The 21,766-nt window shown below is 66.0% G+C and carries 17 protein-coding genes; 6 read left to right on the top strand and 11 right to left on the bottom strand.

Features of this window, described 5'->3' with window-relative positions:
* Positions 1-615 precede the first annotated feature (615 nt).
* From DWF00_RS28055 to DWF00_RS28070, 4 genes are all read right to left on the bottom strand, one after another.
* The gene (locus DWF00_RS28055; RefSeq protein ID WP_114832710.1) at positions 616-1,272 is read right to left on the bottom strand and encodes a DUF1345 domain-containing protein; all 657 of its coding nucleotides are present in this window, start codon (positions 1,270-1,272) and stop codon (positions 616-618) included.
* Positions 1,273-1,537: 265 nt separating this feature from the next.
* On the bottom strand, positions 1,538-3,139 hold the full coding sequence (locus DWF00_RS28060; protein ID WP_147283845.1) for a putative bifunctional diguanylate cyclase/phosphodiesterase: 1,602 nt from the start codon (positions 3,137-3,139) through the stop codon (positions 1,538-1,540).
* The gene (locus DWF00_RS28065) at positions 3,120-4,976 is read right to left on the bottom strand and encodes a sensor domain-containing phosphodiesterase (RefSeq protein WP_114832706.1); all 1,857 of its coding nucleotides are present in this window, start codon (positions 4,974-4,976) and stop codon (positions 3,120-3,122) included. The genes DWF00_RS28060 and DWF00_RS28065 overlap by 20 nt, the downstream gene beginning before the upstream one ends.
* Before the next feature lie 360 nt (positions 4,977-5,336).
* Positions 5,337-6,350, bottom strand: a complete 1,014-nt coding sequence (locus DWF00_RS28070) for a LacI family DNA-binding transcriptional regulator (protein ID WP_114832705.1) — start codon at positions 6,348-6,350, stop codon at positions 5,337-5,339.
* 243 nt (positions 6,351-6,593) lie between these two features.
* Between DWF00_RS28070 and DWF00_RS28075 the strand changes: the two genes are divergently transcribed.
* Genes DWF00_RS28075 through DWF00_RS28095 form a run of 5 tightly spaced genes read left to right on the top strand, consistent with a single transcriptional unit; the run spans position 6,594 to position 11,624 of the window.
* Positions 6,594-7,544, top strand: coding sequence for a nucleoside hydrolase (locus DWF00_RS28075; protein ID WP_114832703.1), 951 nt, complete (start codon positions 6,594-6,596; stop codon positions 7,542-7,544).
* Between the two features lie 30 nt (positions 7,545-7,574).
* A complete protein-coding gene (locus tag DWF00_RS28080) occupies positions 7,575-8,840 on the top strand; it encodes an ABC transporter substrate-binding protein (protein WP_114832701.1) in 1,266 nt (421 codons plus the stop codon).
* Positions 8,841-8,862: 22 nt separating this feature from the next.
* Positions 8,863-9,786, top strand: coding sequence for a carbohydrate ABC transporter permease (locus DWF00_RS28085; protein ID WP_114832700.1), 924 nt, complete (start codon positions 8,863-8,865; stop codon positions 9,784-9,786).
* Entirely contained in the window at positions 9,783-10,637 is an 855-nt protein-coding gene (locus DWF00_RS28090; RefSeq protein ID WP_114853098.1) for a carbohydrate ABC transporter permease, read from the top strand. The genes DWF00_RS28085 and DWF00_RS28090 overlap by 4 nt, the downstream gene beginning before the upstream one ends.
* 48 nt (positions 10,638-10,685) lie before the next feature.
* Complete coding sequence (locus DWF00_RS28095) at positions 10,686-11,624, top strand: ribokinase (protein WP_114832698.1); 939 nt, start codon at positions 10,686-10,688, stop codon at positions 11,622-11,624.
* A gap of 232 nt (positions 11,625-11,856) precedes the next feature.
* Here DWF00_RS28095 and DWF00_RS28100 read toward each other — a convergent pair whose 3' ends face one another.
* The 7 genes from DWF00_RS28100 to DWF00_RS28130 all read right to left on the bottom strand — a co-directional run bounded on the left by DWF00_RS28100 (position 11,857) and on the right by DWF00_RS28130 (position 20,122).
* The gene (locus tag DWF00_RS28100; RefSeq protein ID WP_114832697.1) at positions 11,857-12,888 is read right to left on the bottom strand and encodes an ArsR/SmtB family transcription factor; all 1,032 of its coding nucleotides are present in this window, start codon (positions 12,886-12,888) and stop codon (positions 11,857-11,859) included.
* A 19-nt stretch (positions 12,889-12,907) separates the two neighbouring features.
* Positions 12,908-14,443, bottom strand: coding sequence for an arabinosylfuranosidase ArfA (arfA, locus tag DWF00_RS28105; protein ID WP_114832695.1), 1,536 nt, complete (start codon positions 14,441-14,443; stop codon positions 12,908-12,910).
* Complete coding sequence (locus DWF00_RS28110) at positions 14,440-15,285, bottom strand: ABC transporter ATP-binding protein (protein ID WP_114832694.1); 846 nt, start codon at positions 15,283-15,285, stop codon at positions 14,440-14,442. Before DWF00_RS28110 ends, arfA begins: the two co-directional genes overlap by 4 nt.
* A complete protein-coding gene (locus DWF00_RS28115) occupies positions 15,282-16,292 on the bottom strand; it encodes an ABC transporter ATP-binding protein (protein ID WP_114832692.1) in 1,011 nt (336 codons plus the stop codon). Before DWF00_RS28115 ends, DWF00_RS28110 begins: the two co-directional genes overlap by 4 nt.
* Positions 16,289-17,152 (bottom strand): ABC transporter permease, encoded by an 864-nt coding sequence (locus tag DWF00_RS28120; protein WP_114832690.1) that lies wholly within the window; start codon positions 17,150-17,152, stop codon positions 16,289-16,291. Before DWF00_RS28120 ends, DWF00_RS28115 begins: the two co-directional genes overlap by 4 nt.
* Positions 17,152-18,156, bottom strand: coding sequence for an ABC transporter permease (locus DWF00_RS28125; protein WP_114832688.1), 1,005 nt, complete (start codon positions 18,154-18,156; stop codon positions 17,152-17,154). The genes DWF00_RS28120 and DWF00_RS28125 overlap by 1 nt, the downstream gene beginning before the upstream one ends.
* Before the next feature lie 115 nt (positions 18,157-18,271).
* Positions 18,272-20,122: an ABC transporter substrate-binding protein gene (locus DWF00_RS28130; protein ID WP_210207958.1), complete on the bottom strand. Its 1,851-nt coding sequence runs from the start codon at positions 20,120-20,122 to the stop codon at positions 18,272-18,274.
* A 475-nt stretch (positions 20,123-20,597) separates the two neighbouring features.
* Here DWF00_RS28130 and DWF00_RS28135 point away from each other — a divergent pair, with 475 nt between their 5' ends.
* Positions 20,598-21,761 carry a thiolase family protein gene (locus tag DWF00_RS28135; RefSeq protein ID WP_114832686.1) on the top strand — a complete coding sequence of 388 codons (1,164 nt, stop codon included), beginning with the start codon at positions 20,598-20,600 and terminating at the stop codon, positions 21,759-21,761.
* Positions 21,762-21,766 lie beyond the last annotated feature (5 nt).

A 21,766-nucleotide genomic window follows, 5' to 3' on the forward strand; every position in this document is an offset into this window, starting at 1 on the left:
CGGGGTGGAGCAGCCCGGTAGCTCGTCAGGCTCATAACCTGAAGGTCGTAGGTTCAAATCCTGCCCCCGCAACCAAATCAAAAGCCCCGATGGTCAAAACCACGGGGCTTTTCTCCGTTCAGGGCGAAAGCGATTGAAAGCCCCATCTCGTCTCGAGGTGGGGTTTTTGCGTCCTGCGGGCACAGCACCAGAACCCGCGCCAGTTTCCGTGTAGCTCGGGGCTTACGCCGCCGCCGTCGCGAGGCGTGACAACGATACGGTCGATCATCGAGCGAACCGCTTCATTGCCTCATCCCGCAGCTCAGACGCGTCCAGCAGGCTCTCCAGCTCGCTCACGCGTCTCCGATAGACCTCATCGAGGTTCGGATGGACGCACACTGGCGCATCCGCCGGCCTGGCTTTTGCTACGGCTTCCAAGCGTAACCTGTCCGAGGCAATCGACGCGATAAACGACCCAGCGGTCAATCGCCTGCGAACAGGAACCGTCGTAGCGACCACATAGCCGAAGCGCCTGCTCGACGTGCGCTCGCCGCTCCAACCGGACGGTCACGCAGACCGCGGATATTGAGGGCCGGCCCGAAACCGGACCTTGGTGATTGGCTCCTGCCGGTCCGATCAGGATCCGGAGACCAGCGAAGCGCCGACATTGATGCCGAAGGCCAGGATGCTGGTGTTGAAGAAGAACGAGAGAACGGAATGGGCCAGGACGATGATCCTGACTTGGCGCGTGGTGACGCCGATGTCGGACGTCTGCGACGTGCAACCGATCGTGTAGGAGAAATAGAGAAAATCGACATAATTGGGCTCCGCATCGCCTGGAAAATCCAGGCCGCCCCTGCTGTCGTCGCCGCTGTAGAAGTCGTGGGCGTAGTGCAACGTGAAGAAGGCGTGCACGAGCATCCATGAGCAGAGGATGGTGACCCCACCCAATGCGAGGTGCAGCCCTTTTTGATCGGACGGCACGGCATTCAGGCCAGCGAGCTGAATGCCGATGGCGGCGACGCTCGCGGCGGCGGCCAGGCAGGCGATGATCAGAATGGCGAGCGCGCCTTCATCCTGCTCGGCGGCTCGCGCCTTGATCTGCTCGACGTCCTCGCCAAAGATCATCGTCGTCAGCAATCCGAGATAGACGATCGCGCCCGCATCCCACGCAACGAGAAACCGCGTCGTCCAATGCCACTCGCTCGGCAGCAGGATCGCAAGCAAGGCAATCGCGCCCATTGCGATCAGCAGACGGGGGCGAATGAGCAGGGATTGTGGAAGCAACTTCATCGGATCTCACGCCTTAGAGCATGATGCCGAAAACTGGGCACCGGTTTTCGGACGACATCATGCTCTAACCTTTTGATGAGAGACGGATTCAGATTTCCAGCTCCAGGCAACAACCGACCCAGCCCGGTCAGCGCTAGTCTATCTCTCGCATCGCCGAACGCACCCGACCAGACGAATTCCACCGGGGCGTTCACCGCCGGCCACAGGGTCCGCAGCTCTTGAGAATGGTTCGGCCTTCGCCGGCATGGGCGCGTTGCGGGTGGGTTTAACCTACCAGCTGGGCTTCCCCGGAGAACAGTGCCATGGCCGCGTCGGCATCCAGGCCGTCGCCATGGAGTTCACCTTGACCGTTGAAGCATCCCTGAGCGGCAAGCACAGCCCTCTGGGCCGCGTTTTCGACGCCATCGGCAGCCACGACCAGATCCAACCCCTGCCCTATCCCGATCAACGCCTTGACGATGACGGCAGCCTGCCGGTCATGGGTCATCGCCGCAATGAAGCTGCGGTCGATCTTGATGCCATCGAGCTTAAGCCGGTTGAGGTTTTGCAGGTCGGAATAGCCCGTGCCGAAATTGTCGGCCACGATGGAGACCCCGGCACTGCGGAGTGGGCCCAGAAGCGCCTGGGCGGCCTCCGTATCGCGGATCAGGGCCCCCTCATCGATCTCCAGGTCCAGCCGGTGGGGCGTGACCCCGCTTTCGGCCAGGGTAGCCAGAATGCGAAGGCCAAAAGACGCGTCGCCGAGAAGAGCGCGGGGCAGATTGAACGACAGCCGGACGTCTCGAGGCCAGGTGCTGGCTGCCTTGCAGGCATCCCGCAACAGGCCTTCGCTGAGCTCTGCCAGGACGCCCAGTTCCTCCGCCACAGGCAGGAAGCGTTCCGGTTCGATTTCCCCATGCCGAGGATGGCGCCAGCGCGGCAGGGCCTCGAAGCCGACGATGCGATCATCCGCGGCGCGGCTCGGCTGGAATTTGAGGACGAACTCGCCTCGCTCGAGCCCGCTCAGCAGGGCGCGCTCCAACTCGTCGCGCTCATGCAGGCTGATGTCCATGCGCTCTTCGTAGAAGCGGACGGCGGATTTGCGCTCGGCCTTGGCGCGGTAGAGAGCGACATCGGATTTGCGCATCAGCTCCTCGGCGGTGATCCCGTCCTGCGGTGAGATGGCGACGCCGATCGCAGCCCCGACCTGATGGCGGATGCCGTCGACGACGATCGGCGCCGACAGGCTCTCGATGACGCGCAGCGCGATGCTCGTCGCGCCTTCGGCTCCCGCGATGTTGGAGGCCAGGATCGCGAACTCGTCACCTCCAAGCCGTGCAACCAGATCGCTCGCGCGCGCGGCGCGCAGCAGCCTCGCACCGACATGGATCAGGACCTGATCGCCGATCGGGTGTCCGTGAATGTCGTTGACCTTCTTGAAGCCGTTCAGATCGAGCATGAAGATGGCATGAGCCTCGGGAGCCGTCGGCACGGTGCGCAACGCGGCCCTGAGGGCACCGTCAAATTGTCGGCGGTTCGGCAAGCCGGTCAGCGGATCCTGAAGCGCCAGGTTCATCACTTCGGCCTCGGCGGCGAGGCGTTCGATGTTTTCGCGCTTGTGCTGGCGGGCGCGACGCCATGTGTAAAACAGCATCCCGCACATCACGAGCGTCGACAGGACGAAGACTTCATCCAGCTCGATGGTTTTTTCCTGGGGTGAGACCAGATCGGCGGACTGGAAAATATCGATCTCGAAGGCGAGCAGGCTGGCAACTGAAAGCAGGACGAGCAGAAAGCCGGCGTCGAGGATCTTGACACGGTTTCGCACGATATGAGCCCTCGTCGCGGCCAGAAATGTTCGAATGATTTCAGCGCTGCGACTGGCCAACACCTGCGTCCTCCGATCGCCACGCCTTGCCCGCAGGGCTCGTCATACCGCCTGCCTTGCCCGCCTCCTGCTCACCGGATGGCTGAGCAAATCGAACGAGGAGGCCTGTCGCGACCTGGCGGGGTACGGCTTGGGAGAACAGATAGCCCTGGCCGAGCTTGCAGCCGATCTCCGTCAGGAGGCTCGCCTGGATTTCACTCTCGATACCTTCGGCGATGACGCGGATGTCGAGCTTGCGCGCAATGTCGACCAGGCCTTCGACGATCGCCAGGCTTGGGTCGCCCTGCGCAAGGCGATCGATGAAGGATTTGTCGATCTTGATGATGTCTACAGGCACCGTCAGCAGATGCGTGAGCGACGCGAACCCGGTGCCGAAATCATCAAGCGCGACGCGCAGGCCATGGCCGCGCAGCGCCTTGATCTCCCGCGCGACGACCGGATCGCGCTGGCCGAGATAGACTGACTCCGTCACCTCCAGAATGATGTGCTTCAACGGGACGTTCTCGCGGCCGAAGGCGGCCTCGAGGCGGGAGTACAGCGTTCCGCTGTGGAAATCGGCCGAGGCGATGTTGATGCCGACATGCTGAAGCGGAATGCCCTGCTCCAGCCAGGAGCGCACGTCCGACGCGACGACCGCCATCATGCGTTCCGTCAGATGCGAGGCGACGCTCACATCCGAGGTCGCCTGGTGAAATGCGGCTGCGGAAACGATTTCTCCACTCGGCCTCCGCAGGCGGCAGAGAGCCTCCAGTCCGACGATCGCGCGGGTGTCGAGCCGCACGATCGGCTGATAGAACGCGTCGATCCTGCCCTCCTGCAGGGCTGCGTCGACATCCCGGATCGCCTCGATGCGGGTCTTGATCGCGCTGCCGATCCCCGGCCAGTACAGCACGAAGCCGCCGCGGCCGATCTCCTTGGCGTGGTAGAGCGCGAAATCGGCGTGCTGACGCACACTCTCGGCATCGCTGTCATCCGCCGACAGCACGGCTCCACCGATGGTCGCGCGCGGCAGGATCATATGCCCGCTGCATTCGGCGGGCACGGCCAGGGCTTCAAGAACCCGCTGCGCCGCGCGCTCGACGCTGGCGAGTGCTTCGGCTCCCTGGAGGATCACGGCGAACTCGTCGCCGCCCATGCGAAACACCCGGTCGGGCGCCATGCTTGCCGCGACCCGCGCTGCGACCGCCTGCAACAGGGCATCGCCGATCGCATGACCGAAGGTGTCGTTGATGGTCTTGAGGTTGTCGAGATCGACCACCAGCAGCGCCCAGGCGCCGGGCTCCGCACAGGACAGGCGCTCCAGCGCGACGTCGAAACTCGCCCGGTTCGGCAGATCCGTGAGGGCGTCGACATAAGCCCGGCGCTCGTGCTCGATGACGCGCTGATGGCGTTCCAGCGCAATGGCGCACAAGGCGGTGCAGGACGCGACGATTTCCACCTCGCGCGGGGTGGGACCGCGCTTCTCCTTGAAATAGAACGCGAATGTCCCGAGTATAGCGCCCCCCGCGCCGCGGATCGGCGTGGACCAGCATGCCTTGAGCCCCAGCGCCAGGGCCGGTCCCTTGAAGTCGACCCAGCGCGGATCGGTTGCGATATCGGTCGCCGTGATGGCCGCTCCGAGATAGGCAGCGCTGCCGCAGGAACCAACTTGCGGGCCGATCATCAGCCCTTCGAGCAGAGTGGAATATTCGTCAGGGAAACGAGGTCCGGCGAGCGGATGCAGCAATCCGTTGCGCTCCACCCGCAGTACGGAACACCAAACGCCCGGCAAAAGCGCCTCAATTTCACGGCAGAGGCGATCCGTCGTGGCTTCAAGGGTTTCCCCTTTGGCGATCATCTCGAGGATACTGTTTTGAAGATGCAGCACGGTGGACCGAATATCTCAAATAGTAACCCCCGTGTCTGTCATGCAGCCTTCGCGTAAATTTGGAGTGCTGAGGCATGATGAACGCCAAGCTAAGAAGCGATTGAACTTTTGCTGCATCACAACTGCATGGCCATGACTTTGAGAGAGCGTTCCCGATCCGAGTGGATGTTCTTCGCTACGCCGCCCAACGCGAGCCCGCCGCACGACCGCAAGAGCTGAAGGCGAACGCACGAAATCAACCGCGCAATCGGCTTCGAGACTTCAGCCCGCTATTCCTGACCGGGACGACGGACACTGTCTGCTGCCAAGCGGGATCAGCCAGCGCATTTGCTAGAGGGTGGTGGCGCGCCCGACCAGTCGGCAGGGCAGGCGAAGCCGGCCTGGAGGGTGCGAGGCGTCGAGCGCGCCTTCGAGCATGCCCACGGCCTCGCTCGCCATGCGTTCAAGCCCTTGGTCGACAGTGGTGAGGTTATAGGCCGCGAGCGCGCCCGGCGCGGCATTGTCGAAGCCGGCGACGGACAGGCCTTCCGGAACGCTCAGCCCGAATTCGCCGCGCGCCACGTCGAGCACCGCGAGCGCCATCTCGTCATTGGCGCAGAATATGGCGTCCGGCCGCTCGCGCGCTCCAAGCAGCCGCCGCGCGGCCGCCTGGCCACCGGCATAGTTGTACTGGCCGGCATCGCGTCCGGCGAGGCTCAGGCCATGGCGGGCCAGGCCTGCGACGAAGCCCGCGGCCCGGTCGCGGCTCGTCGAGGTGTTCTCGAGCCCCGCGATGAAGGCCGGCCTGCGGCGGCCCGTCGTCGCGAAGAGCTCGGCGACCATCGCGGCGCCGGCGACGTTGTCGGCGCTGATGTCGCCGCTAACATCCTCGCCATCATCCGCCATCCGGTCCAGCAGCACGATCGGCGTGCGGGCGGCCGTGTAAAGCTGCGTTACGCGCAGTGAAAGCGTCGCGCTCGCGACCAGGACGCCATCGACCTGAAAGGACAACAGTTCCGGCAGCAGCGCATCGGTCGCGCCCGCCTCCTTCGCCACGAAGACCAGCGGCGCGCGGCCGCGCGCCTGAATCTCGATCGCCAGCGCCTCGACCAGGCGCGCGTAGAACGGATTGCCGACATCGGCCACGACCACGCCGATCAGGCCGGAGCGGCGCGTGTTCAGGCTGCGTGCGATGGCGTTCGGGCGGTAGCCGAGCTGCTCCGCCGCCTCCAGCACCCGCCAGCGCGTCTCCTCGGCGATGCTCGCTCCCGGCGTGAAGCTGCGCGACACCGCCGAGCGCGACACTCCCGCGAGCTGCGCGACCTCCAGCGACGTGACCCAGCGGCGCTTGCTTGCATCTGTCATCGTCGCGATCAGTGGCTTGACCGGGCCAACTCGTCAAGGCTAACGTTGCACACGTATGCAAGAGGTGGATTTGAACCGCCCTGCCCCAAGGAGGACGCCCAAATGGTCGACAGCGCCATCGTTGTCGCTCGCGCCGATAGGCGCGCCGCCATGCCGGAATTCCTCGAGATCACGCGGCTGTGCCACGCCCAAGGCCGGCACGTCCGTACTGCCCTATGCCGCACGTGAACGAGGAAAGTGCCCATGACCCGCGTATTGATCGACTGCGACCCCGGCCATGACGATGCGATGGCCATCCTCTATGCGGCGAAGCATCTCGACCTGGTCGCGATCACGACGGTCCACGGCAACGCGCCGCTGGAGGACACCACGCGCAACGCGCTCTCGGTCTGCACGCTCGCCAAGCTGAACGTGCCGGTCTCGGCCGGCGCCGACCGGCCGCTGGTCCAGGCCAAGCTGCAGAAGCAGACCCTGCACGGCAAGAGCGGCATCGACGGCGCCGACCTGCCGGTGCCGGACCGCGACGTCACCGGCGAGCATGCCGCGCTGACCATCATCCGCGAGGCCAAGCGCTCGCCGGGCGAGCTCGTGCTGATCGCGGTCGGGCCCATGACCAACCTCGCGCTGGCGCTGCGCCTGGAACCGAAGCTGCCGGAGCTGCTCAAGGGCCTCAGCATCATGGGCGGCAGCACCACGATCGGCAACGTCACCCCGACGGCCGAGTTCAACCTCTGGGCCGATCCGGAGGCTGCCGCCGCCGTCTTCGCCTGCGGCATTCCGGTGATGATGGCCGGGCTGAACATCACGCGCCAGGCGCTGATCCGCGAGCCGCACGTCGCGCGCATGCGCGCCAGCGGCGGGCCTGTGGGCAAGGCGATGGGCGACCTGCAGGAGTTCTACGCCCGCCGCTCGAATGCGGTCTACGGGCTGGGCGGCGCGCCGATGCACGATTCCTGCGCCGTCGTGCCCTTCGTGCACCCGGAGTTGATCAAGCACCGCGAGTGCCATGTCCACATGGAGCTGGCGAGCCCGGAGGTGCGCGGCACCACGGTCTGCGACCTGCGCACCTTCCTGAGCGAGCCGGCCGGCGCCACCCGCCGGCAGCTGCCGGCCAACGCGCTGGTGGCCCTGGAGATCGACGGCGCGGCGGTGGTCGACAAGGTCGTCGATGCGGTGACCAGCTACGACAACTGAACCAAGAAACCACAAAGGGGAGATGAGACCATGCTGACACGGCGCCATGCCATGAGCCTGCTGGCCGCCAGCGCGGGTGCTTTCGCCGCGCGCGGTGGCTCGGCCTTCGCCCAGGCCAAGGGAGAGTTGAACGTGATCTGGCAGGCCTGGCCGGAAGGCCATGTCACGCCGATCTTCAACAAGTTCAAGGAGCTGAACCCGGGCGTCACGCTGCGCGACGAGCGGCTGCCCTTCGGCGAGCTCTTCCAGGCCATCGAGGTGCGCCTGCAATCACGCGGCCCGACGCCCGACATCTACATCGCCGATGGGCCGCTGACCGCCTCCTATGCGGTACGCCGCCATCTCCAGGAGCTGGACGGCATCGTCGGCGACCTGTCGCGCTACACCAAGGCGGCGCGCGACCAGGGCAGCTTCCGCGGCAAGCTCTACACGCTGCCGCTCTTCTCCAGCAGCCAGCTGCTCTACATCAACGCCAAGATCTTCAAGGAGGCCGGCGTCACGCCGCCGCCCGCCGACGTCAACGGCCGCTGGACCTGGGACCAGGTGCTCGAGGCGGCGAAGAAGCTGACCGACCGCAGCAGCAATCGCTGGGGCCTGGTCGTCGAGCAGGCCGAGCGGCCCTACCAGCTCCTGCCCCTCGCGCAATCGAAGGGCGCCACCGTGATCGGGCCGGACGGCCTGACCGCGGCGGGCTTCGTCGACAGCGCGCCATTCGTCGATGCGATGCGCTGGTATGGCGAGCTCTACACCAAGCACCAGGTCTCGCCGCCGAACGTGTTCGAGCCGAACCTGGCGCAGGAGCTGTTCGCGACCGGCCGCGCCGCGATGTTCCTCGGCACCAACTCGAACCTCAGCATCTTCGGCGGGCGCGACGGGCTGGAGTGGACGGTGGCGGCACACCCCTACTTCGCCGACGGCAAGCCGGTGACGCCGACCGGCAGCTGGCATGTCGGCATGAACCCGCGCACCAAGCAGAAGGAGGCGACGGAGGCCTTCATCCGCTTCCTGGCCGAGCCCGCGACGATCGAGATGCAGGCGCGCCTGCGCTCCAACCCGCCGGTGATCCGCAGCGTCTGGGATTCGATGTCCGACGTGCTGAGCACGCCCGGCTGGAAGATCATGCGCTACGAGCTCGACAACACCGCCGTGCCGCGCCCGGCGACGCCCGGCTGGCGCGAATACGAGGACATCCTGCGCATCGCCATCCGCGAGATCACCGGCGGCGCCGAAGCCGGCGCCCGCCTGCAGCGCGCGGCCAAGGACATCGACCGCGAAATGGCCAAGTACCGTTCGTGACGGAGCATCGTTCGTGACGGACATGACTGCATCGGGCGCGGCGGCAGCCGGGAGAAAGGCCCTGCCGCGTCTGCGCCAGCCCGGCTCCGGCCTCGGGCTGGCCGTGCTCTTCCTGGCGCCGGCGCTGCTCGGCCTGCTCGTCTTCCGGCTCGCGCCGATCGCGGTGGCGGGCGTCGGCGCGCTCTATCGCGAGAGCCTGGAGGGCGACCAAACCTTCGTCGGCGTGGCGAACTTCGCCAGCCTGTTCGAGGATGCCGGCTTCTGGCATTCGCTGCGCACCACGATCCTGTTCAACCTGATCATCAACCCGCTGCAGATCGCGATCGCCTTCGCCATGGCGCTGCTGGTGCTGCAGCCGGGACGCGGCATCACCTTCTTCCGCGCGGCCTTCTTCCTGCCGATGACCTTGTCGATCGGCCTCACCGCGGTGCTGTGGTCGATGCTGCTCGACCAGACGCTCGGGCCGATCAACGCTCTGCTGGAGCAATTGGGCTTCGCGCGCCAGGGCTTCTTCCGCGACGAGGGCCAGGCGCTCGGCACCATGATGGCGATCGCGAGCTGGAAGGGCTGCGGCTACTGGATGGTCTTCCTGCTCGCCGGCCTGTTCGGCATCGACGACCAGCTCTACGAGGCGGCGCGCATCGACGGCGCCAATGGCTGGCAGCGCTTCTGGCACATCACGCTGCCGCAGATGCGCCGGCCGCTGACCTTCGTGCTGATCGCCGACACGGCGGTCAACTTCCTGTTCTTCGCGCCGGTCTACATCATCACCAGCGGCGGCCCGAACGACTCGACCTCGCTGATGATGTTCCGCGCCTACGAGGCCGCCTTCACCTTCATGAACTGGGGCCGCTCGCTGGCCTATTCGTCGGTGATCCTGCTGATCGTCATCGCGGTGGCGATCGTGCAATTGCGCCTGCTGCGCCATGGGGAGGACGAGAGTTGAGCGCGGTCCATGGCACCATGAGCCGGCGCGTCGGCATCACCGGCGCGCGCTACGTCCTGCTGGTCGCGCTGGCCTGTGTCCTGCTGCTGCCGCTGGTCTGGCTGGTGGCCTCGTCCTTCCGCCCGGCCGGCGAGATCTTCGCCAACAGCCACCAGTTCAGCTGGCGCACCTTCGTGCCGGGCAGGCTCACCTTCGAGAACTACCTCTCGCTCACCGAGAGCGGCTTTCCGCGCGCCCTGCTGAACTCGCTCTTCGTCGCGCTGTCGACGATGCTGCTCGGCGTGGTCGTCAACTCCGCCGCCGGCTTCGCCTTCGCGGTGTTCGACTTTCCCGGCCGCAAGTTCCTGCTCATCCTGGTGCTGGCCTCCGCGATGATGCCGTTCGAGGCCATCGTCATCCCGCTCTACCAGATCATCCGCTGGTTCGGCTGGGTCGACAGCTACCGCGCGCTGATCCTGCCGGAGGTGGCGAACGGGCTGGTGATCTTCCTGTTCCGGCAGTTCTTCGTCGGCGTGCCCAAGGAGTTCTACGAGGCGGCGCGAGTCGACGGCGCCTCCTGGCTGCACATCTTCCTGCGCATCGCGCTGCCGCTGTCCTGGCCCGTCGTGGTGACGGGCGCGCTGATGCAGTTCATCACGCAGTGGGAGGCCTTCTTCTGGCCGCTCGTCGCGGCGCCCTCGCCGGACCATACGCTGGTGCAGATCGCCATCACCCGGAACATCTCCTTCGAGGAGACGTCCTGGGGTCGGCTGTTCTCGTCGACGACGATCGCCTGCCTCGTCGCGCTGATCCCGTTCCTGGCCTTCCAGAAACTCTACCTGCGCAACATCGCCTCGTCGGGCCTGAAATAGGCTGCGCGCCATGACGCGCGCGGGCCCGCACGACCTTCGGGAGCCGGAATGATTCTCGTCTTCGGATCGATCAACATGGACCTCTTCGCCGAGGTCGCCGCGATCCCGCGCCCCGGCGAAACCGTGCTCTCGCCGAGCTACGCGCATCTCTTCGGCGGCAAGGGCGCGAACCAGGCGGTGGCGGCAGCCCGCGTCGCCGGGCCGGGCGGCGTCGCGATGGTCGGCTGCGTCGGCGACGATCCGTTCGGGCGGATGTGCACGGCCAATCTGGCGGCGAACGGCGTCGATGTCAGCGCAATAGCCCTGACCGAGCAGCCGACGGGGTGCGCGTTCATCACGGTCGACCGCGCCGGCCAGAACGCCATCACCGTCGCCAGCGGAGCGAATGCCCGGCCTGTCGCCAGCGCCGTTCCCGACGAACTCCTTGGCGCGGACACGACCGGCATCTTCCAGATGGAGGTGCCGTTCCCAGCCTCGCTGGAGGTGGCGAGACGGCTGAAGGCGCGCGGCGGCCGGGTGACCTGGAACTTTGCGCCGGTCCCGGCCGACTTCACGCGCGAGGAACTCGACGCTCTCCTGGCAGCGACCGATGTCTTCGTCGTCAACGAGATCGAGGCCCGCTCCGCAGCCGCGCTCCTGGGCGTGAGCGATCTGGGGCTCGATGCCGATGCGCAGGCCCTCGCGGCGTTTGGCGGCACGACCTGCATCGTCACGGCCGGAGAGCACGGGGCGATCGCCTTCACTCCGGACGGCAAGCGCCACCTCGCCCCTGCCCTCGCGATCCGGCCGATCGATACGACGGGCGCCGGGGATACGTTCGTCGGCGTCCTGGCGGCTGGCCTCGATGCTGGGAAAGGCTTTGGGACTGCGCTGCGGGAGGCTTGTATTGGCGGGTCGCTCGCCTGCCGGGCGAAAGGCGCCCAGGCGGCGATGCCCGACCGGGCGGAGCTTCAGATGGCGATTTCGAGCGCGCGGATAGCCCGGTGAAACCTGCCCGGCAGCAACACTCAATCCGTCTCGGCAGGATCAAGCCGGGCATCGGCAATGGTACGCTCGATCGGCGCCCGCAGGACCAGAGCAGACAGTTCCCCGGCGCGGTCGGACTTCGCCGCCGCTTGAGCCTTGGTGATGTCCTCGGCCGAAAGGAGGGTCGTTTCTCCAGATAGCGCGTCTGCGTAATGCCGAGACGTCCGGGAGCGTCTGCTGCTGGAGAGGCCCCTCAGGTCGCGACATGAGGCAGGGCGTTCATGCCGTGCAGGTGCAGCCGCATCTTGATGTCCTGATTGTGGTTGCCGAAGCCGCGGCCGAAGATGTTGACGCCACCCGGCCGGCCCTCCTTCTCATCGATGCCGATGCGCAACCTGATCGAATGATGGCGATCGAGATCCAGGTCCGTCGTGGCGACGTCGCTAAGCTTGCGCTCGCCGAGGAAGGTGCCTTCGGCGGTGATACGCCATGTCGTCAGGATGCCGTATTGGGAGCCCTCGAGCTTCCACCAGGGCGGCGTGTAGGTGCCGCGGCGGTCGCCATAGTCGCCGGGGCAGGTCCAGGTGCCGACCTTGCGCTCGTTGACCCACAGGCTGATGTCGGAGGGCCAGTCGGCGTTCGTCCCCGGCACCTCCGACGACATCTCCATTTCGAATTCCAGCGCCGTGATCGCCTGGTTCAGCACCTTGGCGTTGTTCGGGAACTTGTATTCGATGTAGCCGCGGCCGAACCAGATCAGCGCGGCCTGGACGCGCCGCGGGTCGAGGAACAGCTCGGGCACGTCGAGCACGCCGAGAATGCGCTCGGTCGAGCAGAACCCGCAGGGGGCCGAGACGTTCGAACTCGTATAGAGCCCGAGCGGCATTTCGACCTCGACGATGTTCCGCTCCCGGCTCGGGTCGTCCGGGTCGAGATTGACGACGATCTCGGCATAGCGGGCAGCGCAGACCTTTTGCTGGCCCTTGGCCGCCTTGCTCAGCGACGTCGAGATCAGTTCGGCCTCTTCCAGCACCTGGACATTGGTGGCGATCGTCGATTGCGGCAGGCCGAGCGCCTCGGCGATCTGATTGATGTTCTTCGGTCCCTGCCGGTTGAGCAGTTTCAGGATGCGAAGCCTGACCGGGGAGGCCAGGCCGCGCAGCACTTGATATTGCTTGTCGGCATTGACGACGAGGTAGCCCTTGTCCTGCCGGCGACCGGCATTCGACGTCCCGCCGCCATTGCTGCGGCGTCCGCGATGCGGCGGTGGCGGGCTCTTGTCCATGGTTCCGGGCGCCGTCCTATCAGCCTTCTAGCCGGATCACATTCCACGATGCCGGCTGCAATTCCAGGGTGATCCTGTCCGACTTCGTCGAGACGCCCTTCAATGTCGCCGGCTTGACCTTGAGCGGTTCCTTCTTGCTGTTGACTGCCTTCAGGTCGCTATGGCGCAGCTCCGTTGCTTCCGTGACCTTGAGCTTGCCGAAGCCGCGCGCGTCGACCGCAACGTTGATGGCCCCTTCAAGGTCGCGATTGAGCAGGAAGAGCGAGACGCCCTTGTCGTCGCTGACCACCGACGCCTTCAGATAGGGCGCGTCGATCGGGTAGAAGAGGTCGTGCTTGCCGCGCGGGTCATAGTAGGAGGCCTGGTAGCTCTCGGATTTCACGATCGCCTTGAGGACGCTGCCGCGCCCGAGCCGGCTCATTTGCGCGAAGGGCCAGAAGATCGTCTGCCGCCAGGCCGGGCCGCCGGTCTCGGTCATGATCGGCGCGATGACGTTGACGAGCTGCGCGAGGCAGGCGGCCTTGACGCGGTCGGCATGGTTGAGGAGCGAGATGCAGGCGCCGCCGAAGACCAGCGCGTCCTCCATCGAATAGATCTCCTCGAGGATCGGCGGCGCCACCGGCCAGCCTTCCTTGACACGGTCCGCCCGCACGCGCCGCGTCCGGTACCAGACGTTCCACTCGTCGAAACTCAGCATGATGCGCTTGTCGGAGCGTCGCCGCGCCGCGACCGCGTCGGAGATCGCGACCACCTCCTCGATGAACTGGTCCATGAGGTCCGGGCTGGCCAGGAAAGCCTTGGTGTCGCTGGCATAATTGTTGAAATAGGTGTGCAGCGAGATGAACTCGACCTGGTCGAAGGTGTGCTCCAGCACGTCGTCTTCCCAGCGGCCATAGGTCGGCATGTTGCGCCCCGACGAGCCGCAGGCGGCGAGCTCGATCGAGGGGTCGATCCAGCGCATCATCTTCGCCGCCTCATGCGCGACGCGGCCATATTCGGTCGCCGTCTTGTGCTCCATCTGCCAGGGGCCGTCCATCTCGTTGCCGAGGCACCAGAACTTGACGTCGTGCGGCTTCTTCCAGCCGTGCTTGATGCGCAGATCCGACCAGGCCGTGCCGCTGGGATGGTTGCAGTACTCGACGAGATTGCGCGCCGCGTCGCCGTCGCGCGTGCCGAGGTTGACGGCGAGCATGGGCTCGATCTTCGCCGCCTTGCACCAGTCGATGAACTCGTTGGTGCCGAAGCTGTTGGGCTCGTTGCTGAACCAGGCGAGGTCGAGCCGGGCGGGCCGGTCCTTGACCGGGCCGACGCCATCCTCCCAATTGTAGCCCGAGACGAAATTGCCGCCCGGATAGCGCATGATCGTCGGGCCGAGCTCCTTGACGAGGTCGAGCACGTCCTTGCGGAAGCCGCGCTTGTCCGCGGTGGGATGGCCGGGCTCGTAGAGGCCGCCATAGACGCAGCGGCCGAGATGCTCGACGAAAGCGCCGAATAGCCGCGGATCGGTGTCGCCGATGGCGAAGGCGCGGTCGAAGGTGATGCTGGCTTGTCTCATGGCATGTCTCCGGATGTTGCAACGGCTTTCGGCGAATGATCCGCGCGGAAGGCCCCGGCGCTGTCGGGCGTGAGCACGGCGTCGCGGAGCTGGCGGGAATAGGGATGGGTGGGGGCGGAGAGCACGGCGCGCGCCGGCCCTTGTTCGACCACGACGCCCTTCTGCATGATGATCAGCCGGTCGCTGATGTAGTAGGCGGTGGCGAGGTCGTGGGTGATGTAGACGATCGACAGGCCGAGCTGGTCGCGCAGCCGGCCGAACAGGTTGACGATCGACATGCGCAAGGAGGCGTCGACCATCGAGACCGGCTCGTCGGCGACGATCAGCCGGGGTTTGGCGACGAGTGCGCGGGCGATCGCGACGCGCTGGAGCTGGCCGCCGGACAGTTCATGCGGAAACCGGCCCGCGATTTCGGCCAGCGACAAGCCGACCTGCCGGAGCGCCTCGTCGGCCTGCGCTTGGGCTGCGCCCTTGCCGGATGCGTCACCGAAGCGCTCTGCCGTCATGAACAGATAGCGGTCGAGCTGCTTGAGCGGGTTGAACGCCTCGAACGGGTTCTGGAAGATCGGCTGCACCTCGGCCATGAAGGCGCGGCGCTCGTAGGTCGCGACGTCGCGCCCTGCGAGCCGGACCTGGCCGGAGCTCGGCGCATGGATGCCCAGGATCATCCGCGCCAGGGTCGACTTGCCGGAACCGGACTCGCCGATCACCGTGAAGATCTCGGGCTTGTCCGGCTCGAGGGCGAAGCTCACGTCCTTCACGGCCTCGACGCGCTGCTTCGAGAAGAGTCCGCCCCGCGAAAAACTCTTGCTGACCCGGTCGAGTTCGAGCAGCGCGCTCATGCTGCCACCCCTGGGTTGACCGCATGGCAGGCGACGCGATGGCGCGGCAGCGTCTCGACCATCGCCGGCACCATCGTCGCGCAGACGGGCATTGCGAGCGGGCAGCGCGGGTGGAAGCGGCAGCCCGGCGGCGGCGCGGCGAGGTTGGGCGGCGTGCCCTCCAGCCCCTCGCGCTGCTTGACGTCGCCGATGCGCGGCAGGCTCGCGATCAGGTGCCGGGTATAGGGATGCAGCGGCGTCGCGAAGACATCCGGCGTATCGCCGTCCTCGACCAGGCGCCCCGCATACATGATGCCGAGCCGGTCGGTCAGGGCCGCGTGCACGCCCATGTCGTGGGTGATGAACAGTACGCTCGATTCCATCTCGCGCTGGATGTTTCGGATCATCGCCAGCACGTCCTTCTGCACGACGACGTCGAGCGCCGTCGTCGGCTCGTCGGCGATGACGAAGTCCGGCTTGCAGATCGTCGCGAGCGCGATGGTGACGCGCTGGCGCATGCCGCCGGAAAGCTCGTGCGGATAGGCTGAAAGCACCGAGGGATCGAGCTTGACCCGCTCCAGATGCGCGGCCGCCCTCGCGTCGAACTCGCCCTTGCTGCCGCCCAGGTGACGCCAGGCAAAGTCGCGGAAGCTGTGCTTGATCCGCCTGAGCGGGTTCAGCACGTTCATCGAGCCTTGCATGATGTATGAGAGATGGCGCCAGCGGATGCGGCGCACCACCTCCGGCGGAGCCCGCCCGACCGCGTCCCATTCCGGCAGGAAGGAGAAGCGGGCCGAGCCGCCGACCATCTCGAGCGGCGGCTTCAGCAGCCCCGCGATCGTCTTGACCAGGGTCGTCTTGCCGGAGCTGGACTCGCCCGCGAGCCCGTAGATCTCGTTGCGGCGGACGTCGAAGCTGACGCCGTCCACCGCCCGCACCTCGCGGTTGACGCCGAAGTAGCGGGTGCGGAAATGCGCCTGGAGGTCGCGGACCTCAAGCACCGGCGCCGGATCGGACGCCTCGCTCATCGGCCGCCCCCCATCCGTGCGAGCCGGCTGCGCGGGTCGATGTATTCGTTCATCGAGACGGCGAGCAGGAAGAGGCCGACGAAGGTCATCACCACCAGCCCGATCGGAAAGGCGATCCACCACCAGATGCCGGCCACCAGCGCCGTGTGCTGGTTCGCCCAGTAGATCATCCCGCCGATGGTCGGGGCGTTGATGTCGGTGAAGCCGAGGACGGCGAGCGTGACCTCGATGCCGATCGACCAGTTCATGTTGTTCATCGTGGTCGAGAACACGATCGGCAGCACGTAGGGCAGATGCTCGCGCGCCAGGATCTCGTGCGTCTTCATCCCCGAGAAGATGCTGGTCTGGGTGAATTCGCGCGTCTTCAGGCTGAGCGCGACCGAGCGGATCAGCCGGGCGTCATAGGCCCAGCCGAGGCAAGCCATGATGGTGGCGAGCAGCGTCGTCGACATCGTATCGCGCAACACGAAGTAGAACAGGATCAGGATCGGGAAGAGCGGGATGATGATGAAGGTGTCGTTGATCGACATCAGGACCCGGTCGATCCAGCCGCCGCTGTAGCCGGCGAGCAGCCCGACCACGAGCGCGATGATGCGCGACAGCACGGCGACCATGATGCCGAAGCTCAGCGTGTTGCGGATCGCGAAGGTGAGCTGCCAGAACACGTCCTGCCCGCGCGAGGTCGTCCCTAACCAGTACGTGGAAGACGGCGGCACGTCGGGCGGCACGATGTAGACCTCGCCCGGCGGATAGGGCGAGACGAAGGAGAGGCCCGCCATCACGAGCACGATGGTGACGAGCACGAGTCCGATCCGGAACTCGAGATTGTAGCGGATGAGGTCGCGCAGGATGGTCAGCATCAGCGCAGCTCCACGCGTGGGTCGATCAGCGGGTAGAGCAGGTCGATGACGAGGACGCCGACCGACACGGCGATGATCGAGACGGTGGTGACGCCGAGAACGAGCCCGTAATCGCCGGCATAGACCGCGTCGACGAGCAGCGTGCCGACGCCGGGATAGCCGAAGACCTTCTCGGTGATCACCGCGCCGTTGAAGATGCCGCCGAGCGACATGGCCAACCCGGTCACCTGCGGCGCGAGCGCGTTGCGCATGACGTAGGCGCCGAGCACCCGGCGGCTGTCGAGCCCGGCGATCTCGGCATAAACAACGTAATCCTCGGTCACGATGTTCGACACCAGCGAGCGCATGCCGAGAAACCAGCTGCCGAGCCCGATGAGAATGAGCGAAAGCGCCGGCAGGATCGAATGCAGCACGACGCTCGAGACGAAGGGCCAGTTCCAGCCCTGCTGGAGGTTCATCGCCGAGCCGCCGGTGATCGGCAGCACCGGCCAGAGGAAGCCGAAGACGATGAGCAGCATCAGCGCGACGATGTAGTAGGGGATCGGGTGGACGCCCATGGCGACGACGCCCATCAGCTTGAGCGTGCGATTGCGCTGGTAATAGCCGGCGAGCCCGCCGAGCAGATTGCCGAGCACCCAGGTGATCAGCGTCGAGATGATCAGCAGCCCGGCCGTCCAGGGCAGGGCCCGGCCGATCAAGGCCGAGACGGGCGTCGGGAAGGCGGAGAGGGAGGGACCGAAATCGCCGCGCAGGACCCGGCTCCAGAAGGTGACGTACTGCTCCGCCAGCGTTCCCTTGAGCCCGTAGAGCTCCTGCAGCGAGGTGCGCATCGCCGCGATCGCATCGGGCGAGGTGGTGCCGAAGGACGTCACTGCCGAGATCGACTGCTCGACCGGGTCGATCGGCGAGGCATGGGTGATCACGAAGGCGAGGTTGACGCCGATGAAGACCACCAGGGCGAACTGGACCAGGCGTTTCGCGAGATAGGCGGGGTAAGCGCTCATGCGATCCCGAAAGCTCCACCGGCCCGGGCGGCGACGCCGCCGGCTGGCGATTGCCTCTTGCGAGGAAGACGGGTGGGAAGAAGGCGGGCCGCCCGGCCGGGCGGCCCGGGCTCGCTCAGTTGGCCGGCTTCAGCCGCACGAACATGTAGCGCGAGTTGCCCCAGTTCGTGACCGGGTTGGCGTAGGGATCGTCGGCGGTTGGGTAGCCCTTCCAGTAGGTCTGATCCATCGCCGTGAAGACGTTGTAGGCCATCAAGGGGATGATCGGCATCTCGCGGGTCATCAGCTTGACGTAGTCGCGCCCGAGCTCGACGCCCTTGGGATCGTCGAAGCCGATCTTGCGGATGTCTTCGATGATCTTGTCGAGGTCGGGGTGCGACCAGCGCTGCCAGTTGCGCAGCGGCTGCGGCTGGCCGGCCGGGGCGACGAACTGCGAGTGCCAGCTATCCATGAAATAGGACAGGTCCTGGTGCCCGCCCCAGGTCTCGACGCTCCAGCCGATGAAGGCGTCGAAGTCGCCCGCGGCGCGCCGCGTCAGCAAGGTGCCCTGCGCGACGTCGATGCGCGCGTCGATGCCGGCCTGCTTCCATTGCTGCACGATCATCGTGCCGGCCCGCGTCATCACCGGCCTGAGATCGCCCTCGACCATCAGCCTGACCACGAAGGGCTTGCCGTCAGGCGTCAGCCACTGGTTGCCCTGCTTGCGGAAGCCGGCCCGCGTCAGCAATTCGCCGGCAGCAGTGACATTGGTCTTCCACCAGCCGAGGCCGAAGGAATTGGCGACCACCGCCGGATCGGTGGGGATCTGCTCGCCCATCGAAGGCCGCAGCATGTCGGCGATCTGCTTGCCCACTGTGGGATCGTATGGCTTGAGCTTGCTCGTGCCGGTATCGATCTCGAAATCCTTGAGCCAGGCCTCCATCGGCTTGTGATAGGCTTCCGGGTGGATGCCGGTCGGCGGCACGGCAATCGCCGAGATGGTCGCGGCGCCGCGATAGGCCGCCATCGTGACCGCCTTGACGTCGATCATCAGCGCCAGCGCCCAGCGCACATCGCGGTTCTTGAGGTTCTCGTTCTGGGTGTTGAAGATCACCGCCGGCAGGGTCGGGTCCGGATGGCCGTAGGGGAAGCCCTTGAACCAGGCGCGCGTGCCCTTGTCCTGCTTCGCCAGCGTGAACATCCCTTCGGGCGCGATGTCGTGGATGACGTCGAGCTCGTGGTTCAGCTGGGCGATGACGCGCTTGTCGGGCGGGCCAGGGTCGACATAAGCGAGGTATTTCGGTCCCGGCTTGCCGTAGCGGCCGAGCGAGCTGCGCTGCCAGTCCTCGCGGAGCTGCCAGATGTACCATTTCCCGTCGGGATCGAACGAGTTCAGCGTATAGGCGCCAAGTGAGACCGGCTTGTTGAAGTCGAACTTCGACGGGTCATCGACCTTCTCGAAGACATGCTTCGGCAGGATCCAGATCGCGCCCCAGCGCACGGTGAAATTAGTGTGGAAGCGGGAGTTCGGCTTCTTCAGCTTGAAGATGACGGTTTCCGCATCGGGCGCCTCGACCGAGGCGACGTTGTTGGCCAGGACCGCCGAGAAGCGCATGTTCGGGTTCTTGATCTGGACATCGACCGTCGCCTTGACGTCGGCCGAGCTGAACTCGACGCCATCGCTCCAGAACAGGCCGCGCCGCAGCTTGACGCGCATCTCGGTGAAGTCGGCGTTGTAGACCGGCTTGTCGGCGGCGAGCGAATTGTCCCAGGCGCCGTCGAGGCCCTTTTCCGGATCGATGTACCAGAGCGTGTCGAGCGCGGCCTGCTGCAACCCGTTCGACTGGCTGCCGGCGTTGATCGCCCAGATGTTGAACCAGCCGGCGTTCTTGATCGTCCCTTCCGGGTTCTCGAGGATCAGGAGCTCCTTGCGCGGAATGTTCTGTGGAATGCCCTGCGCCGCTGCGGGCGTTGGCGAGAGCTGCATTGCCGGAGCCAAGAGCGAAGCGGCAAGCAGCCAGGCGCGTAAACGCGTCATCGTGACCTCCCTGAAGACGGGGCGTTTATCGCCCTTCATGGCCGGGAGCTTAGGCGCCGCCCAAAAATGGGGCAACGACAGACATGATCTATATCAGAAGGTTAGATATAAATCCCGTAAGATATTGATTCATAAAGATTTATGGCATTATTTTCGCCTGAGGACCTGCGCGAGCGCAGGCCGGCATCGCTGCGAGGCACCAGGCGGCGAACGCCTTCTTCTCGGTCGTTCCCCTTCGCTTTGCATTCGACCGTCAGCCGCCTCGTCCTGTGAGCGAAACTCAAGCTGCCTTTCTGATTAGTCGTTTGACGCAAGCAGCCTGCCGCACCTTCTTAAGGGCCTCATCAAGGGCCGTTGCGAAGCAGGATCATGCCGGAATTTCAGATCGGAAACAGGCACAGCCAGATGTGCCGGGACGCTCGGCATGGCTGAGCGTGATCTTGCCAAGGTCGCCGCCGTCGTCGGCGTCGGACATAGCGACTGGATCGGCGACCACGCCCGGGTCCGGGCCGGGGGAAAGCCGCACGACTCGAACGGCTATGGCGCGGTCGCGTTCCGCGAGGCGCTCGCCGATGCCGGGATCGACCGCAGCGAGATCGACGGGCTGATCGTCGGCCCGACGACATCCTATGAGCGCATCGGCGAACTGCTCGGCCTCAATGTCCGCTGGGGCGGGCAGGCCGACGCGATGCTCGGCATCATCGAGGCCTGCATGGCGATCCGCAGCGGCCTCGCCGAGGTCGTCGCGCTGGTCTACGGCAACGACCAGCGCTCGGCGGCGATCAGCTATGGCGGCGCGGAAGCCATGGGCGGGAACATGTTCCTGTCCTATGTCTATCACGCGCCCTGGGGCTTCACCTCGCAGGGCGCGCTCTACGCCATGATGTTCCGGCGCTACATGGAGCTGGAAGGGCTGACCGAGGCCGAGCTCGGCGAGGTCGCGGTGGCGCAGCGCCTGGCCGCGAGCAAGAATCCCAACGCCTTGATGCGCAAGCCGATCACGGTCGAGGACTACCTGAACTCGGCCTATATCTGCGAGCCCCTGCATCTCTTCGACTATTGCCTGATCAACGATGGCGGCGTCGCGCTGATCGTCGCCGAGGCGGGGCGGGCCAAACGCATGAGCGCGCGCTCCGTGCCGATCCACGGCGTCGGCCGCTCCGACCTCAATGCCGGCGCGACCAGCCTGGAGCCGCGGCTCTTCGACTATTACCGTCCGGCGCAGCAGCAGGCCGCCGAGCAGGTCTTCGCCATGGCTGGCGCCGGCCCGTCCGAGATGAGCGCGCTGCAGGTCTATGACAGCTTCTCCTGCCATATCCCGCTGGCGCTGGAAGGCTACGGCTATTGCCGCACCGGCGAGGCCGGCCGCTTCATGCGCGAGCACGGCATCTCTCTGGCCAAGGGCCTGCCGGTGAACACCAGCGGCGGCCATCTCTCCGAGAGCTACATGCAGGGCTGGAACCATCAGGTCGAGGCCGTTAGGCAGATGCGCGGCGAGTGCGGCGCGCGTCAGGTGCCCGATTGCCGCTTCGTGCATTACAGCTCCGACGTGGCCGGCAAGGCCGTCTCGATCATCTACGGCAAATAGGAGCG

This window comes from Allobosea caraganae, from assembly GCF_003351345.1.
GTDB classification, from domain to species: domain Bacteria; phylum Pseudomonadota; class Alphaproteobacteria; order Rhizobiales; family Beijerinckiaceae; genus Allobosea; species Allobosea caraganae.

Coding starts and splice junctions, on each gene's coding strand:
- DWF00_RS28070 (WP_114832705.1), bottom strand. CDS start 6,350: ATGACAGATGCAAGCAAGCGCCGCTGGGTCACGTCGCTGGAGGTCGCG.
- DWF00_RS28120 (WP_114832690.1), bottom strand. CDS start 17,152: ATGCTGACCATCCTGCGCGACCTCATCCGCTACAATCTCGAGTTCCGG.
- DWF00_RS28085 (WP_114832700.1), top strand. CDS start 8,863: ATGACTGCATCGGGCGCGGCGGCAGCCGGGAGAAAGGCCCTGCCGCGT.
- DWF00_RS28100 (WP_114832697.1), bottom strand. CDS start 12,888: ATGGACAAGAGCCCGCCACCGCCGCATCGCGGACGCCGCAGCAATGGC.
- DWF00_RS28130 (WP_210207958.1), bottom strand. CDS start 20,122: ATGCAGCTCTCGCCAACGCCCGCAGCGGCGCAGGGCATTCCACAGAAC.
- DWF00_RS28075 (WP_114832703.1), top strand. CDS start 6,594: ATGACCCGCGTATTGATCGACTGCGACCCCGGCCATGACGATGCGATG.
- DWF00_RS28055 (WP_114832710.1), bottom strand. CDS start 1,272: ATGAAGTTGCTTCCACAATCCCTGCTCATTCGCCCCCGTCTGCTGATC.
- DWF00_RS28065 (WP_114832706.1), bottom strand. CDS start 4,976: ATGATCGCCAAAGGGGAAACCCTTGAAGCCACGACGGATCGCCTCTGC.
- arfA (WP_114832695.1), bottom strand. CDS start 14,443: ATGAGACAAGCCAGCATCACCTTCGACCGCGCCTTCGCCATCGGCGAC.
- DWF00_RS28110 (WP_114832694.1), bottom strand. CDS start 15,285: ATGAGCGCGCTGCTCGAACTCGACCGGGTCAGCAAGAGTTTTTCGCGG.
- DWF00_RS28115 (WP_114832692.1), bottom strand. CDS start 16,292: ATGAGCGAGGCGTCCGATCCGGCGCCGGTGCTTGAGGTCCGCGACCTC.
- DWF00_RS28125 (WP_114832688.1), bottom strand. CDS start 18,156: ATGAGCGCTTACCCCGCCTATCTCGCGAAACGCCTGGTCCAGTTCGCC.
- DWF00_RS28080 (WP_114832701.1), top strand. CDS start 7,575: ATGCTGACACGGCGCCATGCCATGAGCCTGCTGGCCGCCAGCGCGGGT.
- DWF00_RS28135 (WP_114832686.1), top strand. CDS start 20,598: ATGGCTGAGCGTGATCTTGCCAAGGTCGCCGCCGTCGTCGGCGTCGGA.
- DWF00_RS28095 (WP_114832698.1), top strand. CDS start 10,686: ATGATTCTCGTCTTCGGATCGATCAACATGGACCTCTTCGCCGAGGTC.